15 protein-coding genes are annotated in these 15,683 nt (G+C 70.8%); 14 read left to right on the forward strand and 1 reads right to left on the reverse strand.

The features are described from left to right. The first annotated feature begins 84 nt into the window (after positions 1 to 84). From M4D82_RS21745 to M4D82_RS21790, 10 genes are all read left to right on the forward strand, one after another. Entirely contained in the window at positions 85 to 1,029 is a 945-nt protein-coding gene (locus tag M4D82_RS21745; protein WP_249767633.1) for an ABC transporter permease, read from the forward strand. Further along, entirely contained in the window at positions 1,022 to 1,975 is a 954-nt protein-coding gene (locus M4D82_RS21750) for an ABC transporter permease (protein ID WP_249767634.1), read from the forward strand. Before M4D82_RS21745 ends, M4D82_RS21750 begins: the two co-directional genes overlap by 8 nt. Before the next feature lie 13 nt (positions 1,976 to 1,988). Continuing rightward, on the forward strand, positions 1,989 to 3,047 hold the full coding sequence (locus M4D82_RS21755) for an ABC transporter ATP-binding protein (RefSeq protein ID WP_249767635.1): 1,059 nt from the start codon (positions 1,989 to 1,991) through the stop codon (positions 3,045 to 3,047). Continuing rightward, the gene (locus M4D82_RS21760) at positions 3,040 to 4,086 is read left to right on the forward strand and encodes an ABC transporter ATP-binding protein (protein ID WP_249767636.1); all 1,047 of its coding nucleotides are present in this window, start codon (positions 3,040 to 3,042) and stop codon (positions 4,084 to 4,086) included. Before M4D82_RS21755 ends, M4D82_RS21760 begins: the two co-directional genes overlap by 8 nt. Before the next feature lie 208 nt (positions 4,087 to 4,294). Beyond that, positions 4,295 to 5,233 (forward strand): GNAT family N-acetyltransferase, encoded by a 939-nt coding sequence (locus M4D82_RS21765; protein WP_249767637.1) that lies wholly within the window; start codon positions 4,295 to 4,297, stop codon positions 5,231 to 5,233. 195 nt (positions 5,234 to 5,428) lie between these two features. Beyond that, entirely contained in the window at positions 5,429 to 7,057 is a 1,629-nt protein-coding gene (locus M4D82_RS21770; protein ID WP_249767638.1) for a peptide ABC transporter substrate-binding protein, read from the forward strand. A 30-nt stretch (positions 7,058 to 7,087) separates the two neighbouring features. Beyond that, entirely contained in the window at positions 7,088 to 8,011 is a 924-nt protein-coding gene (locus M4D82_RS21775; protein WP_249767639.1) for an ABC transporter permease, read from the forward strand. Beyond that, positions 8,004 to 9,017, forward strand: a complete 1,014-nt coding sequence (locus M4D82_RS21780) for an ABC transporter permease (RefSeq protein ID WP_249767640.1) — start codon at positions 8,004 to 8,006, stop codon at positions 9,015 to 9,017. Before M4D82_RS21775 ends, M4D82_RS21780 begins: the two co-directional genes overlap by 8 nt. 15 nt (positions 9,018 to 9,032) lie before the next feature. Beyond that, complete coding sequence (locus tag M4D82_RS21785) at positions 9,033 to 10,007, forward strand: ABC transporter ATP-binding protein (protein WP_249767641.1); 975 nt, start codon at positions 9,033 to 9,035, stop codon at positions 10,005 to 10,007. Beyond that, positions 10,000 to 11,031 (forward strand): ABC transporter ATP-binding protein, encoded by a 1,032-nt coding sequence (locus M4D82_RS21790; protein ID WP_249767642.1) that lies wholly within the window; start codon positions 10,000 to 10,002, stop codon positions 11,029 to 11,031. Before M4D82_RS21785 ends, M4D82_RS21790 begins: the two co-directional genes overlap by 8 nt. Here M4D82_RS21790 and M4D82_RS21795 read toward each other — a convergent pair. Then, the gene (locus M4D82_RS21795) at positions 11,028 to 11,561 is read right to left on the reverse strand and encodes a DinB family protein (RefSeq protein ID WP_249767643.1); all 534 of its coding nucleotides are present in this window, start codon (positions 11,559 to 11,561) and stop codon (positions 11,028 to 11,030) included. The two genes, M4D82_RS21790 and M4D82_RS21795, sit on opposite strands and share 4 nt — an antisense overlap. Positions 11,562 to 11,897: 336 nt before the next feature. Between M4D82_RS21795 and M4D82_RS21800 the strand changes: the two genes are divergently transcribed. From M4D82_RS21800 to M4D82_RS21815, 4 genes are all read left to right on the forward strand, one after another. Next, the gene (locus M4D82_RS21800; RefSeq protein ID WP_045952243.1) at positions 11,898 to 12,092 is read left to right on the forward strand and encodes a hypothetical protein; all 195 of its coding nucleotides are present in this window, start codon (positions 11,898 to 11,900) and stop codon (positions 12,090 to 12,092) included. Between the two features lie 22 nt (positions 12,093 to 12,114). Continuing rightward, on the forward strand, positions 12,115 to 13,044 hold the full coding sequence (gene mshB / locus M4D82_RS21805; RefSeq protein ID WP_249767644.1) for an N-acetyl-1-D-myo-inositol-2-amino-2-deoxy-alpha-D-glucopyranoside deacetylase: 930 nt from the start codon (positions 12,115 to 12,117) through the stop codon (positions 13,042 to 13,044). Then, entirely contained in the window at positions 13,041 to 13,421 is a 381-nt protein-coding gene (locus M4D82_RS21810) for a DUF6113 family protein (RefSeq protein ID WP_249767645.1), read from the forward strand. The genes mshB and M4D82_RS21810 overlap by 4 nt, the downstream gene beginning before the upstream one ends. A gap of 361 nt (positions 13,422 to 13,782) precedes the next feature. Continuing rightward, positions 13,783 to 15,678, forward strand: a complete 1,896-nt coding sequence (locus tag M4D82_RS21815) for a hypothetical protein (RefSeq protein ID WP_249767646.1) — start codon at positions 13,783 to 13,785, stop codon at positions 15,676 to 15,678. The last annotated feature ends 5 nt before the right edge of the window (positions 15,679 to 15,683 follow it).

The raw sequence follows: 15,683 nt of genomic DNA on the forward strand, positions 1-15,683 counted from the left end.
TTCACTTAGGGGAACTCGGGGGCGGGCAGGCGGAGGCAGGTCTCCGCCCGCCCGCCCTTTCCCCCTGTTCTTGCTGGAGGTCTGATGGGCCGCTACCTCATCCGCCGACTCATACAGGCGATCCCTGTCCTGATCGGTGCCACGTTCCTCATCTATTGGCTGGCCTTCAAGCTCCCCGGTGACCCGATCCAGGCACTGGCCGGAGAGAAGAAAGCCGACCCGATCGTCGCGGCGATGCTGCGCGAGAAGTACCACCTCGACGATTCGTTCCTGTCGCAGTACTGGAACTACATAACCAACCTCGCCCAGGGCAACTTCGGCGAGACCCTCACCGGACGCTCCGTCTGGGACAAGATCACCGAAGCCTTCCCGTACACGATGAACCTGGCGATCGTCGCGTTCATCATCGAGGCGGCCGTCGGTGTGCTCGCCGGCATCATGGCCGCGCTGCGCCGGGGCAAGTTCCTCGACCAGCTCGTCCTGCTCTCCACCCTGTTCGTCATCTCGGTCCCCGTCTTCGTCAGCGGCTTCGTCCTCCAGCTGACGCTGGGCGTGCAGCTCAAGAACAACTGGGGCATCGACTTCTTCTCGGTCTCCTTCAACGAGAACGACGGAATCCGCGCCTACCTCCTCCCGGCGCTGGTGCTCGCCTCGACCTCACTCGCGTACGTGGCCCGACTGACCCGTACGTCGATGATGGAGACCATGCGCGCCGACTACGTGCGCACCGCGACCGCGAAGGGCCTGCCCCGCCGCCGCGTCGTCGCGAACCACGCGCTGCGCAACGCGCTGATCCCGATCGTCACCTTCCTCGGTGCCGACCTCGGAGCCCTGATGGGCGGCGCGGTCATCACCGAGAAGATCTTCAACATCCACGGGATCGGCGGCCTGTTGGCCGAGTCGGTGTACCGCAAGGAGGGCACCGTGATCGTGGGCGTCGTCTCGCTCCTGATCATCGTGTACCTCGTCGCCAACCTGATCGTGGACCTGCTCTACGCAGTGCTCGACCCGAGGATCCGCTATGCGTGACACAACTACGGTGGGGGATGAGTTGACCGACACCCAGACCGCCGAAGCTCCCTCCGCGAGCGGACCGGCCGCCGAGAAGCCGAAGAAGGAACGCGAGGCCAGCCTCTGGTCCGACGCCCTCTCGGACCTCCGGCGCAACCCGATCTTCCTGATCGGCGGGGCGCTCGTCCTCGTCCTGCTGGTGATCTCCGCGGTCCCGCAGTGGTTCACGCCGGGCAGCCCCTTCGACGCGGGCGCGTGCAAGCTGGAGGACTCGCTCAAGACACCGAGCGGCGACCACTGGTTCGGCTTCGACGTGCAGGGCTGTGACGTCTACACGCGTACCGTGTGGGCCGCCCGCAACTCGATCATCGTCGGCGTCGTCACCACCACCCTGGTGCTCCTCGTCGGCGGCACGCTCGGTCTGCTCGCCGGCTGGGTCGGCGGCTTCCTCGACAGCGTCCTGTCCCGCTTCACCGAGATCTTCTTCGCCATCCCGCTGCTCCTCGGCGGCATGCTGATCATGTCGGGTCTCGGCGAGGGCAACGCCTGGACGGTCTCCGTCGTGTTGGCCACCCTCGGCTGGCCGCAGATCTTCCGCATCATGCGGTCCTCGGTGCTGCAGAACAAGAACAACGACTACGTCGTCGCCGCCCGCGCCCTCGGCGCCGGCACGCTGCGCATCACGCTGCGGCACATCCTGCCGAACGCGATCGCGCCCGTCATCGTGGTCGGTGCGATCAGCCTCGGTGTGTACATCGGCGCGGAGTCGGCCCTGTCCTACCTCGGCATCGGCGTCCAGCCGCCCGGTATCTCCTGGGGCCTGATGGTCAGCGACGCCTCCGTCCGCTGGCTCCAGGCACCCCACGTGCTCCTCTTCCCGGCCGTCGCGCTGAGCATCACCGTGCTCGCGTTCATCATGGTCGGCGACGCGGTGCGCGACGCCCTCGACCCGAAGCTGCGCTGAGGAAGGGCGTACGTTGACCACCATCGACAAGACCTCGAACGTCCCCGCGCCCCGCTCGGCGCCGGAGGGGACCACCCCCCTGCTCGAAGTGCGCGACCTGCACGTCGAGTTCCACACCCGCGACGGTGTCGCCAAGGCCGTCAACGGCGTCTCGTACTCGGTGAACTCCGGCGAGACCCTGGCCGTGCTCGGCGAGTCCGGCTCGGGCAAGTCCGTGACGGCGCAGGCCATCATGGGCATCCTCGACATGCCGCCCGGCAGGATCCCGTCCGGCGAGATCCTCTTCCAGGGCCAGGACCTGCTCAAGCTCCCGTCCGAGGAGTACCGCAAGATCCGCGGCTCGAAGATCGCCATGATCTTCCAGGACGCCCTGTCGTCGCTGAACCCGGTGCACACCGTCGGCGCGCAGCTCGGCGAGATGTTCCGCGTCCACCGCGGGATGTCCAAGAAGGACTCCCTCGCCAAGGCCGTCGAGCTGATGGACCGGGTGAAGATCCCCGCCGCCAAGGCGCGCGTGGGCGACTACCCGCACCAGTTCTCCGGCGGCATGCGCCAGCGCATCATGATCGCCATGGCGATGGCCCTGGAGCCCGACCTGATCATCGCCGACGAGCCGACCACGGCCCTCGACGTGACGGTCCAGGCCCAGGTCATGGACCTGCTCGCGGAGCTCCAGCGCGAGATGAACATGGGCCTCATCCTGATCACCCACGACCTCGGCGTCGTCGCCGACGTCGCGGACAAGATCGCCGTCATGTACGGCGGCCGGATCGTCGAGAACGCCCCGGTCCACGAGATCTACAGCCGCCCGGCGCACCCGTACACCCGCGGCCTGCTCGACTCGATCCCGCGCCTGGACCAGAAGGGCCAGGAGCTCTACGCGATCAAGGGCCTGCCGCCCAACCTGCTCAACATCCCGTCGGGCTGCGCCTTCAACCCGCGCTGCCCGAAGGCGCAGGACATCTGCCGCACGGACGTTCCGGTCCTGGCCCAGGTGACCGAGCAGGACGGCACCGAGCTGCCCGGCCGCGGCAGCGCGTGCCACTTCTGGAAGGAGCAGATCCATGGCTGACCTGACCAAGCCCAAGGGCGAGCCGATCCTCCAGGTGCGCAACCTGGTCAAGCACTTCCCGCTGACCCAGGGCATCCTGTTCAAGAAGCAGGTCGGCGCGGTCAAGGCCGTCGACGGCGTCTCCTTCGACCTCTACCAGGGCGAGACCCTGGGCATCGTCGGCGAGTCCGGCTGTGGCAAGTCCACCGTCGCGAAGCTGCTGATGAGCCTGGAGAAGGCCACGGCCGGCGAGGTCTTCTACAAGGGCCAGGACATCACCAAGCTGTCCGGCGCGGCCCTCAAGGCCGTCCGCCGCAACATCCAGATGGTGTTCCAGGACCCGTACACCTCGCTCAACCCGCGCATGACGGTCGGCGACATCATCGGCGAGCCCTTCGAGATCCACCCCGAGGTGGCTCCCAAGGGCGACCGGCGCCGCAAGGTCCAGGAACTCCTGGACGTCGTGGGCCTGAACCCGGAGTACATCAACCGCTACCCGCACCAGTTCTCCGGCGGCCAGCGCCAGCGCATCGGCATCGCCCGCGGCCTCGCGCTCAACCCGGAGATCATCATCTGCGACGAGCCGGTCTCCGCGCTCGACGTGTCGGTGCAGGCGCAGGTCATCAACCTGATGGGCAAGCTCCAGGACGAGTTCAACCTGTCGTACGTGTTCATCGCGCACGACCTGTCGATCGTCCGGCACATCTCGGACCGCGTGGGCGTCATGTACCTGGGCAAGATGGCGGAGATCGGCACCGACGCCGAGATCTACGACCACCCCACGCACCCGTACACGCAGGCGCTGCTGTCCGCCGTGCCCGTCCCGGACCCCGAGGCCCGCGCCCACCGCGAGCGGATCATCCTCACCGGTGACGTCCCGTCCCCGGCCAACCCGCCGTCGGGCTGCCGCTTCCGCACCCGCTGCTGGAAGGCCGAGGACAAGTGCGCCACGGAGGAGCCGCTGCTGGCGATCCCGACGCGCTTCCAGGGGTTGAACACCCCGGCCGCGCACGAGTCGGCGTGCCACTTCGCGGAGGAGAAGGCCGTCCTGGCCGTCTGACCCTCCCGCGTACGCAGCCGAAGGGGCCGACAAAGGCGCCCCGGAGGCGAGCCGAGCACACGCATTCCAGGGGCGCCCTGGGCCGGATCCGTCCGGCCCAGGGCGCCCCTGCGCGTAGGCCGCGGCGCGTCGCGGGCCGGGCGTGCCGGGGCGCGGGTTCCCGTGAAGCCGGTTGCGGACGCGCCGCCGCGGCGCGGAGAGTGAGCGGATGAGTGACACGCTGACCGTCCGTCCGGCCGGGCCCGGGGACGCCGCCGACATCTGCGCCCTCCTCAACGCCGTCGACCTGGTCGAGATCGGCAGGCCCGAGACCGACCTCGGCACCGTCGAGGCGGACCTCAACCACCCCGACGTCGACCTCGCCACCGACTCCTGGCTCGCCTTCGAGGGCGGCCGACTCGTCGCCTACGCCCTGGTGTGGGCCGACTCCGGACCGGGCCGCGTCGACGGCGACCACTACGTCCTGCCCGGCCGACGGCGGGCCGCCCTGCGGCTGCTGGAACTCATGGAGGCCCGCGCCCGCGTCCTCGCCGCGGGCGTCCGCCCGGCCCGGCTGCGCCTCCAGCTCAACGTGGCACCCACCCTCGACCTGTCCCTCCTGACCCGCCGCGGCTACCGCACCGTGCGCCGCTACCAGGTGATGACCCGTCGCCTCGGCCCCGCCGACCGTACGCCGCCCCCCGCGCCCGCCGGCCTCGTCCTGCGCGACTGCGCCGCCGACGAGGCCGACCGGCGCCGCGCCCACGCCCTGGTCGAGGAGACCTTCGCGGACCACTTCGGCCACGCGGCCCGCGCGTACGAGCCCTGGCTCGACCACCTCGACGCCCGCCGCCTCGACTGGTCGCTGGTGTGGATCGCGAGCCTGCCCGCCGAAGGCGACGTGGCCGTCCTGCTCACCCGCGACGACCGCACCAGCATGGGCTGGCTCAGCCACCTCGGCGTACGGGCGGACCACCGAGGCCGGGGCATCGGCGGCCACCTCCTGCGCCACGGCTTCGCCGCCTACGCCGCCCGCGGCCGCGACACGGTGGGCCTCGGCGTGGACACCCACAACGCGACCGGCGCACTCGCGCTGTACGAGGCGCACGGCATGGGCCTGCACTACGCGGTCGACACCTGGGAGCTGACTTTGCACCCCCAGGAGTGACAGGCGCGGGACGCGAGGGTGCAATCGGTCCAACCGTGAGTGTTCCGGCCCGCACATAAGGTGACATTGGCCCCTAGGAGGTGTCCGGCGGATCAGGGTCGGATAGGCCGTGCCAGACGCCGCGGGCCCGGCCCTGACCCGCCGGACACCTCCTAGGTCGTCTCGGAGAGTCTTGGGATCCACAGGAGGCAGTCCATGCGCGGAGCCACCCACGCCCGGTGGGCCGCATGTGCGGTGGTCGTCGCCCTCGCGGCGACGGCCTGCGGCGGCGGAAGCGACAGCGGCGACGGCGGTGGCGCCGGGATCGTCAGTTCCTCCTGGGGCGACCCGCAGAACCCGCTGGAGCCCGCCAACACCAACGAGGTGCAGGGCGGCAAGGTCCTCGACATGCTCTTCCGCGGTCTGAAGCGCTACGACCCGAAGACCGGCGAGGCCAAGAACATGCTCGCCGAGAAGATCGAGACCACGGACAGTCAGAACTTCACGATCACCCTGAAGGACGGCTGGAAGTTCAGCAACGACGAGCCGGTCACCGCGAAGTCCTTCGTCGACGCCTGGAACTACGCGGCGGACGTCCGCAACAAGCAGAACAACGCGCCGTTCTTCTCCGACATCGTCGGCTACGCGGACCTCCACCCGACCTCGGGGGAGCCCAAGACCAAGACCATGTCCGGGCTCGTCGTCAAGGACGCCAGGACCTTCACGGTCGCCCTCAAGGAGAAGTTCTCCACCTGGCCGGAGACCCTCGGCTACCAGGCCTTCAGCCCGCTGCCCCAGAGCTTCTTCACCGACCACACCGGCTGGCTCGCCAAGCCGGTCGGCAACGGCCCGTACACGGTGGACTCGTACACCAAGGGCACCGCCATGAAGCTGCGCAAGTGGGAGGGCTACCCGGGCGAGGACAAGGCCCAGAACAACGGCGTCGACCTCAAGGTCTACACCGACAACAACACCGCCTACACCGACCTGATCTCCGGCAACCTCGACCTCGTCGACGACATCCCCGCGCAGCAGCTGAAGAACGTCAAGAACGACCTCGGTGACCGGTACATCAACCAGCCGGCCCTCATCATCCAGACCCTCACCTTCCCGCTGTACGACCCGCAGTGGAACAAGGAGGGCATGGAGAAGGTCCGCCGGGGCATCTCGATGGCCATCAACCGCGACGAGATCACCCAGCAGATCTTCCGCGAGACCCGCACCCCCGCCAAGGACTGGACCTCTCCGGCCCTCGGCGAGCAGGGCGGCTTCAACGCCACCCTGTGCGGCGAGGCCTGCACGTACGACCCCGCCGCCGCGAAGCGGCTCATCCAGGAGGCCGGCGGCCTGCCCGGCGGCAAGATCACCCTGACCTCGAACGTCGACACCGGCTCGCACCGCGACTGGATGGACGCCGTCTGCAACAGCGTCAACAACGCGCTCGGCGAGGGCCCGGTCTGCACGGTCAACCCCATCGGCACCTTCGCCGACTTCCGCAATCAGCAGACCGCCTTCAAGCTCACCGGCCCCTTCCGCTCCGGCTGGCAGGCCGACTACCCGCTGATCCAGAACTTCCTCCAGCCGCTCTACTACACCGGCGCCTCCTCCAACTACGGGAAGTTCAGCGACCCGGAGTTCGACAAGCTCGTCGAAGAGGCCAACCAGGAGAGCGACGCGGCCAAGGCCGTCGCGAAGTTCCAGGACGCCGAGAAGATCCTCGCCGCGCAGATGCCGTCCATCCCCCTGTGGTACCAGAACGGCAGCGCCGGCCACTCCGAGCGCATCTCGGACGTGGCCCTGAACCAGTTCAGCGTCCCCGTCTACGACCAGATCAAGGTCGGCTGACCCCCGTACGGATCGATCCTGGAGCAGTCCATGGGACGTTATGTGATCCGGCGGCTGCTCCAGATGATCCCGGTGTTCATCGGCAGCACGTTCCTGATCTTCTTCATGGTGTACGCCCTCGGGGACCCGGTCGCCGCCCTGTTCGGCGACAAGGCCCCCGACCCCGCCACCGCCGCCCGCATCCGCAAGGACCTCTACCTCGACCAGCCCCTGTGGAAGCAGTACCTGCACTACATGGGTCAGATCTTCCAGGGCGACTTCGGCACCGCCTTCAACGGCCAGAAGGTCACCGAGCTGATGGCGAGCGCCTTCCCCGTCACCCTGCGCCTGACCGTCGTGGCGATCGTCATCGAGATCATCGTCGGCATCACCCTCGGCGTCATCAGCGGTCTGCGCCGGGGCCGGGCCATCGACACCACCCTGCTGGTGCTGACCCTCGTCGTCATCTCGGTGCCCACCTTCGTCACCGGCTACCTGCTCCAGTTCGTCTTCGGCGTGAAATGGGGCTGGGTGCGGCCCACCGTCGCCCCGGACGCCCCCTTCGGCCAGCTGATCCTGCCGGGCGTCGTCCTGGCCCTGGTCTCCCTCGCCTACGTCACCCGCCTGTCGCGGACCTCCATCGCCGAGAACGTCAAGGCCGACTACGTCCGCACCGCCACCGCCAAGGGCCTGCCGCGCCGGCGGGTCGTCACCCGACACCTGCTGCGCAACTCCCTCATCCCCGTCGTCACCTTCATCGGGACCGACATCGGCGCCCTGATGGGCGGCGCCATCGTCACCGAGCGGATCTTCAACATCCACGGCGTCGGCTACCAGCTCTACCAGGGCATCCTGCGCAACAACTCGCCCACGGTCGTCGGCTTCGTGACCATCCTCGTCATCGTCTTCCTGCTGGCGAACCTGCTCGTCGACCTGCTCTACGCGGTCCTGGACCCGAGGATCCGTTATGCCTGAGCCCGAGCGCCCCGAAGGCCCCGGCGGCTACGACCCGGTCGGACCCCGCCCCCGCGAGTCCGTCGCACCCACCGGTCAGGGAGGAGCCATGGACCTCGCACTGGAGGAAGCCGAGAGCATCGAGGGGGCGACGAAGACCACCGGCCCCGGACCACAGGAGAAGGCCCGCGGCCTCTGGTCCGACGCCTGGCACCAGCTGCGCCGCAACCCCGTCTTCGTCGTCTCCGCGCTGCTCATCCTCTTCCTCGTCCTCATCGCGATCTGGCCGCAGCTGATCGCGAGCGGCGACCCCCTCCAGTGCGACCTGTCCAAGTCACAGCAGGGCTCTCAGCCCGGCCACCCCTTCGGCTACGACACCCAGGGCTGCGACGTCTACACCCGCACCGTGTACGGCGCCCGCGCGTCCATCACCGTCGGCGTCTGCGCCACCCTCGGCGCGGCCCTGCTCGGCTCCGCGCTCGGCGGCCTCGCCGGCTTCTTCGGCGGCTGGGGCGACGCCCTGCTCTCCCGCGTCGCCGACATCTTCTTCGGCATCCCCGTGGTCCTCGGCGGCCTGGTGTTCCTGTCCGTCGTCACCAGCACCACCGTGTGGCCCGTCGTCGGCTTCATCGTGCTCCTCGGCTGGCCGCAGATCGCCCGCATCGCCCGCGGCTCGGTGATCACCGCCAAGCAGAACGACTACGTCCAGGCCGCCCGCGCCCTCGGCGCCGGCAACGCCCGCATGCTGCTGCGGCACGTCGCCCCCAACGCCGTCGCGCCCGTCATCGTCGTCGCCACCATCGCGCTGGGCACCTACATCGCCCTGGAGGCCACCCTGTCCTTCCTGGGTGTGGGCCTGCGCCCCCCGACGGTCTCCTGGGGCATCGACATCTCCAACGCCGCCTCCCAGATCCGCAACGCCCCCCACATGCTGCTGTGGCCGGCGGGCGCCCTGAGCCTGACCGTGCTCGCCTTCATCATGCTCGGCGACGCGGTGCGCGACGCCCTCGACCCCAAGCTGCGCTGAGGAGTGAGTCGGCAGATGCTGCTCGAAGTCCGCGACCTGCACGTGGAGTTCAAGACCCGCGACGGCGTCGCGAAGGCCGTCAACGGCGTGAACTACTCGGTCGACGAGGGCGAGACGCTCGCCGTGCTGGGCGAGTCCGGCTCCGGCAAGTCCGTCACCGCCCAGGCCGTCATGGGCATCCTCGACACCCCGCCCGGTCGGATCACCGCCGGCGAGATCCTCTTCAAGGGCCGCGACCTGCTCACACTGAACGAGGACGCACGCCGCGAGGTCCGGGGCGCCGAGATGGCCATGATCTTCCAGGACGCCCTGTCCGCCCTCAACCCCGTCCTCACCGTCGGCGCCCAGCTCGGCGAGATGTACGAGGTCCACCGCGGCATGTCCCGCAAGGACTCCCGCGCCAAGGCCGTCGAGCTGATGGACCGGGTGAAGATCCCGGCCGCGCGGGAACGCGTCGGCGACTACCCGCACCAGTTCTCCGGCGGCATGCGCCAACGCATCATGATCGCCATGGCGTTGGCCCTGGAACCCTCCCTGATCATCGCCGACGAACCGACCACCGCCCTCGACGTCACCGTCCAGGCCCAGGTCATGGACCTGCTCGCCGAACTCCAACGCGAGCTCAACATGGGCCTCATCCTGATCACCCACGACCTCGGCGTCGTCGCCGACGTCGCCGACAAGATCGCCGTCATGTACGCGGGCCGGATCGTCGAGGCCGCTCCCGTCCACGCGATCTACAAGGCGCCCGCGCACCCGTACACGCGCGGCCTGCTCGACTCCATCCCGCGCCTGGACCAGAAGGGCCAGGAGCTGTACGCCATCAAGGGCCTGCCGCCCAACCTGCTGGCCATCCCGCCCGGCTGCGCCTTCAACCCGCGCTGCCCCATGGCCCGGCCCGTCTGCCGGGCCGAGGTCCCGCCGCTCCTGGACGTCGGCCCGGACCGCTCCAGCGCCTGCTTCTTCTGGAAGGAGTGCCTCGATGCCTGAGGCCATCCTGGAGGTCCGCGACCTGGTCAAGCACTACCCGCTGACGCAGGGCGTCCTCTTCAGGAAGCAGGTCGGCGCGGTCAAGGCCGTCGACGGGGTCTCCTTCGACCTCGCCGCCGGCGAGACCCTCGGCATCGTCGGCGAGTCCGGCTGCGGCAAGTCCACCGTCGCCCGGATGCTCGTCCACCTCGAACGCCCGACGGCCGGCGCGATCACGTACAAGGGCGAGGACATCACGAAGCTGTCCGGCCGCGCCCTCAAGGCCGTCCGCCGCAACATCCAGATGGTCTTCCAGGACCCGTACACCTCGCTCAACCCCCGGATGACGGTCGGCGACATCATCGGCGAGCCCTACGAGATCCACCCCGAGGCCGCCCCCAAGGGCGACCGGCGCCGCAGGGTGCGCGAACTCCTCGACGTCGTCGGCCTCAACCCCGAATACATCAACCGCTACCCGCACCAGTTCTCCGGCGGCCAGCGCCAGCGCATCGGCATCGCCCGCGGCCTCGCCCTGCGACCGGAGGTCATCGTCGCAGACGAGCCGGTCTCCGCCCTCGACGTCTCCGTCCAGGCCCAGGTCATCAACCTCCTGGACCGCCTCCAGAACGAGTTCGACCTCTCGTACGTGTTCATCGCGCACGACCTCTCGATCGTCCGGCACATCTCCGACCGGGTCGGCGTCATGTACCTGGGCCGGATCGTCGAGATCGGCACCGACACCGAGATCTACGAGCACCCCACGCACCCGTACACGCAGGCGCTGCTGTCCGCCGTGCCCGTCCCGGACCCCGAGGCCCGCGCCCACCGCGAGCGGATCATCCTCACCGGTGACGTCCCCTCGCCGGCCAACCCGCCGTCGGGCTGCCGCTTCCGCACCCGCTGCTGGAAGGCCCAGGAGATCTGCACGACGGAGGTCCCGCTCCTGGCGGTCCCGAAGGTCTTCCCGACCGGCCCGCCCGCCCACCCCTCGGCCTGCCACTTCGCCGCCGAGAAACAGGTGGTCCCGCCGCCGCCCGAGGACTAGCCAGGGGGGTTCGCGGGCGCGGCGAGGAGCAGGCCCAGCTGGCCCAAATGCGCGAGCGTGTCCGCGAGCTGCGAGGCGAGTCGGGCCTCGACGGTGTCGGCCGTGCCCAGGGTCGGGCTCGGGGCGATCCGGTCGAGGTCGCCCGCCGGGGCGGTGGTCAGGTACCGCTCCACCCGCTTCTCGAACACCGCGTCCAGGTAGCCCAGGAGCGGGGCCGGGCCGGGGGCGCCGGCGCCGGTGAAGGCGGCCGCCTGCGCGGGCGTGTGCCCGTAGCCGGTGTCGCGGGGGTCCGCCGGGCGGCCGAAACGCTCCGCCCAGCCGCCGGCCACGTAGAGCTGGGGCACGCCCGCGATCTCGGACAGGTTGCGGTCCTCGCCGCGCGCGATGTGCCACAGCAGCCAGGCCGGGCTGTTGGCGTCGGGGAGCGGGCAGCGGCCGAGGTCCCCGGGGGCGGCGGAGCGGACCGCGGCCGTCAGTTCCTCGTGTGCCCCGTGGAACATCCGTCTCGCGAGCCCCAGCCCGGCGATCATTTCAAGCCACCCCCGTGCGCGCGGTCCCGTGTGGGTTCCGTTCACTCTAACGCCCGTAACACCGGGGTAACTTGACCGTTTCTGCCCCGACTTACGGGCTCGGCACCCTGGGTGCGGTGCGGCCGTGCGGGTGCCCACAGCCGGCCGGGAAGGCGCGCAGCCTTCCCGGCCGGCCCTCGTATGCCCCCGAGCGTGCGCGGCATGCGCCCCTCGTGCTGCCGGAATTCGATCGATGCGCCGGCACGGATAGTTATGATCCGTAGCGCACGGTGGGTATGACTCCGACCGAGCATGAGTACGCGTACCGATGTCCGCTCGACGTGGAGGTGAAACGCCGTGGCACTATCGATCTCGGCCGTGGTGCTGCTGGCGATCGTCGTCTTCCTTTTGGTCCGGAGGTCGGGACTGAAGGCGGGCCACGCGTTCGTCTGCGTGCTGCTCGGGTTCTATCTGGCGAGTTCGACGGTCGCACCCACCCTCAGCCAGCTCACGTCCAACGTGGCGAGCATGATCAGTGGCCTCAAGCTGTAGGTCCTGCTCGTAGGCTGACCCCATGAACGGTCTTCCCGCCCGTCGTCTGCTCCTCGTGCACGCGCACCCGGACGACGAGTCGATCAACAACGGCGTCACCATGGCCAAGTACGCGGCCGAGGGCGCCCACGTCGCGTTGGTGACCTGCACGCTCGGCGAGGAGGGCGAGGTCATCCCCGCCGAGCTGGCCCACCTCGCGCCCGACCGCGACGACACCCTCGGCGCGTACCGGGTCGGCGAGCTGGCCGCCGCGATGAAGGAGCTGGGGGTCACCGACCACCGCTTCCTCGGCGGCCCGGGGCGCTTTCGCGACTCGGGGATGATGGGCGCCCCGCAGAACGAGCGCCCCGGAGCCTTCTGGTCGGCCGACGTGGACGAGGCCGCCGGATACCTCGTCGAGGTGATCCGGGAACTTCGGCCGCAGGTCCTCGTCACCTACGACCCCGACGGCGGCTACGGCCACCCCGACCACATCCAGGCCCACCGGGTGGCCATGCGCGCCGCCGAGCTGGCCGCCGACGCCGCCTGGCGCCCGGAGCTCGGCGCCCCGCACGCGATCGGGAAGATCTACTGGAACCGGGTCCCGCGCTCGGTGGTCGAGGCGGGCTTCGAGCGGCTGCGGACGGCCGGCGCCACGCTCGCCTTCCCCGGCCACGCGAGCCCGCAGGACGTACCGGGGGTGGTCGCCGACGAGCGGATCACCGCCGAGATCGGTGACGAGGGCGAAGACGGGGGCGACGACGCGCGGCCGGGCGGCGTTCACGCGGCGGCCAAGGCGGCCGCCATGCGGGCGCACGCGACGCAGATCGCCGTCGACGGCCCCTTCTTCGCCCTCTCGAACGACCTGGCGCAGCCGCTCTTCGCCCGCGAGTACTACGAGTTGGCGCACGGCACCTCCGGCGCCCCCGCCGGCACCCGTGAGCGGGACCTCTTCGCGGGGGTGGAGGCATGACCACGGCGATGACCCCCGGGCGGATCGCCGCCCTCCTGGGCCTGCTCGCGCTGGGCGTGTTGACGGGCGGGGCCGGCTGGCTCGTCGTCGACCTGTGGCTCCCGGCCGGGCTGCTGCTGGCCCTGCTCGCCCTCTTCGGACTGTTCCTCGGGGCCCGCCTCCTCCTCGGCGGTGGGCTCGGCGTGGGGGTGGGGGCGGCCGGCTGGTTCCTGTCGTACGTCCTGCTCGGGGTGCCCCGTCCCGAAGGGGATTTCCTGCTCGGTTCCTCCGGAATCGGTATGTACGCGTACCTTTTGGGGGGGAGCGTCATCGCTGTGATCTGCGCCACGATGCGCGGCCCCGTCGAGCGACCCGTTTCGGCCCCGAAGCCCCGCTGACGGCGCCCCGTCGCGCCTGGCCGTCCTCCGATCAGGGACGGCTTGAGGGGGTTTGACGGGCCCTCGGGTCAGACCCCGTGGAACGTCAAGAGGAACCCGGGATTCCCCGTGGTCAGTTGTGCCCGGGTCGCGGCCAGTATGGTGGACGGGCCGCCGAGCTGCCCGCGCACGGTATGACGGGCGGCGGAGCCAACCGGGAGAACCTGCCTTGAGTCGTGAAACTGACAGTTCGTCCCCCGGGCCCCATGGCCACGGTGGAGCCGCCTACCCCTCGGGTACGCCGCCGTACGGAACCGGCCAGTATCCGTCCACGGCCGTGTCACCTCGGCCTGACGCGGCGACCGCCCCGGAGGAGAATCCTGTGACCTCGAACCCGTCCACGCCCGACAACGACGGGCCGAAGACCGAGACCACCCTGACGACCCGGATCCGGATCAACATTCCGGGTTCGCGGCCCATCCCGCCCGTCGTCGTGCGCAAGCCCGTCAAGGGCGGCGCCTCGGCCGGCGGCCCGGCCGCCGCCCCGGCGAGCGCCGATCGGCCGGCCCCGCGCAGGACGCTCCGGCCCCGGCCGCCGCGCCCGTACGGGCCGCCCTGCCCGCGCGCCCCACCGCCCGTCCCCGGCGCCGGCCGCCCGGCGCCTCCGGCGAACGCCGGCCCCGACCGGCAGGGCCAGTCGGAGCCGCCGGCCGGCGGCTGGTTCGCCCCGCGCAAGGCCACCCCGCCGCCGGCCTCCGCGCCCCGGCGCCGCCGAGCGCGGGCTGCGGCTCCGCCGTGCCGCCGCAGCCCGGCGGCGCCGGCGGCACGGGCGGCACCGGCGGGGCTTCGCGCCCCGGCCGCCCCGGGCCACCCGCAGCCCCCGGCCGCGCACGGCACCGGAGCCGGTTTCGCCCCGGCCCCGTCGGTCGGCGGCCCCGGCGTGGGCGGGCCGCAGGGCGACCCCGCCCCGGCGTACGACTCGTACGACGGCTATGACGCCGGTCCTCGACGGAGGCCTTCCCGGCCTTCTCCGACCCCGCCGGGCCGACCGGCGGGCCCGCGCTGGGCACCGTTCCGGTGGGCGCCGAGGAGCCGCCGCGCTGGCCGGGTCCCGAGGCCCCGTCCGAGCGGTACGGCGCTCCCGGCCCCGTCCCGCCGGCGGCCGCGATGCCGACGCCCCCCCCCCGGCCCGCAGCCGCCGCGGCAGGACCGCCCCGTCCCCGCCCCGCCGGCCCCCGCCGGGAAGGGCGCGAAGGGTTCCAAGGGCGGCAAGAAGACCGCCAAGGCGACGAACGCGAGCGCGCCCGCGGGCTCCGCCAAGTCGGCCAAGCCCGCGAAGAAGGGCCGCTCCAAGTTGGCCCTCCTCGGCGGCGGCCTCGTGGCCCTCGTCGGCGTGGCGTACGGCGCGGGCCTGCTCATGAACCACTCCGACGTCCCCAAGGGCACCACCGTCCTCGGCGTCGACATCGGCGGCACCCGCGAGGAGGCCGTCACCAAGCTCCAGAAGGCCTTCGGCGACCGCGCCTCGGCCCCGCTGCCGCTGACCGTCGGCGGCAAGCAGGTCGAGCTGAAGCCCGACAAGGCCGGCCTCACGCTCGACAGCCAGACCACCGTGCGCAACGCGGCGGGCAGCGACTACAACCCCGTCACCGTCATCGGCTCGCTGTTCGGCGTCGAGCGCACCGCCGAGGCCGTCATGCCGGCCGACGAGGAGAAGCTGCGGGTCGCGCTCCAGGAGGCGGCCGGCGGCGCCGGTTCCTCCTCCGAGGGCACCATCAAGTTCGACACCGGCAAGGCCGTCGCCGTCCCCGGCAAGGCCGGCACCGGACTCGACGTCGACGCCTCCGTCGACCAGGTCATCAAGGCGTTCCGGGAGTTCGTCGCGAGCGGCAAGGCCCCGGCCGTCGAACTGCCCACCACCACCAAGGAACCGACCGTCACCCAGGCCGAACTGGACCGGGCGATGAAGGAGTTCGCCGAACCGGCGATGTCCGCCCCCGCCATCGTCAAGGCGGGCGGCAAGTCCCTGCCCTTCGGCGCCAAGTCCCTGCCGAAGATCCTCAGCATGACGGTCGTGGACGGCCGCCTCGTCGAGAAGTACGACCTGGAAGCCCTCAAGGCCACCTACGGGAACACCTTCGACGGCGTCCTGATCACGCGCGGCACCGGTGCCAAGACCCCCGTCACCCCGCAGGACGTGGCGGGCGCCCTCGGCAAGGCCCTCGTCGGCAAGACCACGGCCGAACGGACCGTCACCATCGACACCAACGCGAGCTGACACCC

It is taken from the genome of Streptomyces sp. RerS4, from assembly GCF_023515955.1.
Classification (GTDB): domain Bacteria; phylum Actinomycetota; class Actinomycetes; order Streptomycetales; family Streptomycetaceae; genus Streptomyces.

Bases quoted from the DNA above. Each gene is read 5' to 3' on its own strand.
- mshB (WP_249767644.1), top strand. From the start codon at position 12,115: ATGAACGGTCTTCCCGCCCGTCGTCTGCTCCTCGTGCACGCGCACCCG.
- M4D82_RS21810 (WP_249767645.1), top strand. From the start codon at position 13,041: ATGACCACGGCGATGACCCCCGGGCGGATCGCCGCCCTCCTGGGCCTG.
- M4D82_RS21780 (WP_249767640.1), top strand. From the start codon at position 8,004: ATGCCTGAGCCCGAGCGCCCCGAAGGCCCCGGCGGCTACGACCCGGTC.
- M4D82_RS21770 (WP_249767638.1), top strand. From the start codon at position 5,429: ATGCGCGGAGCCACCCACGCCCGGTGGGCCGCATGTGCGGTGGTCGTC.
- M4D82_RS21795 (WP_249767643.1), bottom strand. From the start codon at position 11,561: ATGATCGCCGGGCTGGGGCTCGCGAGACGGATGTTCCACGGGGCACAC.
- M4D82_RS21750 (WP_249767634.1), top strand. From the start codon at position 1,022: ATGCGTGACACAACTACGGTGGGGGATGAGTTGACCGACACCCAGACC.
- M4D82_RS21775 (WP_249767639.1), top strand. From the start codon at position 7,088: ATGGGACGTTATGTGATCCGGCGGCTGCTCCAGATGATCCCGGTGTTC.
- M4D82_RS21790 (WP_249767642.1), top strand. From the start codon at position 10,000: ATGCCTGAGGCCATCCTGGAGGTCCGCGACCTGGTCAAGCACTACCCG.
- M4D82_RS21745 (WP_249767633.1), top strand. From the start codon at position 85: ATGGGCCGCTACCTCATCCGCCGACTCATACAGGCGATCCCTGTCCTG.
- M4D82_RS21760 (WP_249767636.1), top strand. From the start codon at position 3,040: ATGGCTGACCTGACCAAGCCCAAGGGCGAGCCGATCCTCCAGGTGCGC.
- M4D82_RS21765 (WP_249767637.1), top strand. From the start codon at position 4,295: ATGAGTGACACGCTGACCGTCCGTCCGGCCGGGCCCGGGGACGCCGCC.
- M4D82_RS21785 (WP_249767641.1), top strand. From the start codon at position 9,033: ATGCTGCTCGAAGTCCGCGACCTGCACGTGGAGTTCAAGACCCGCGAC.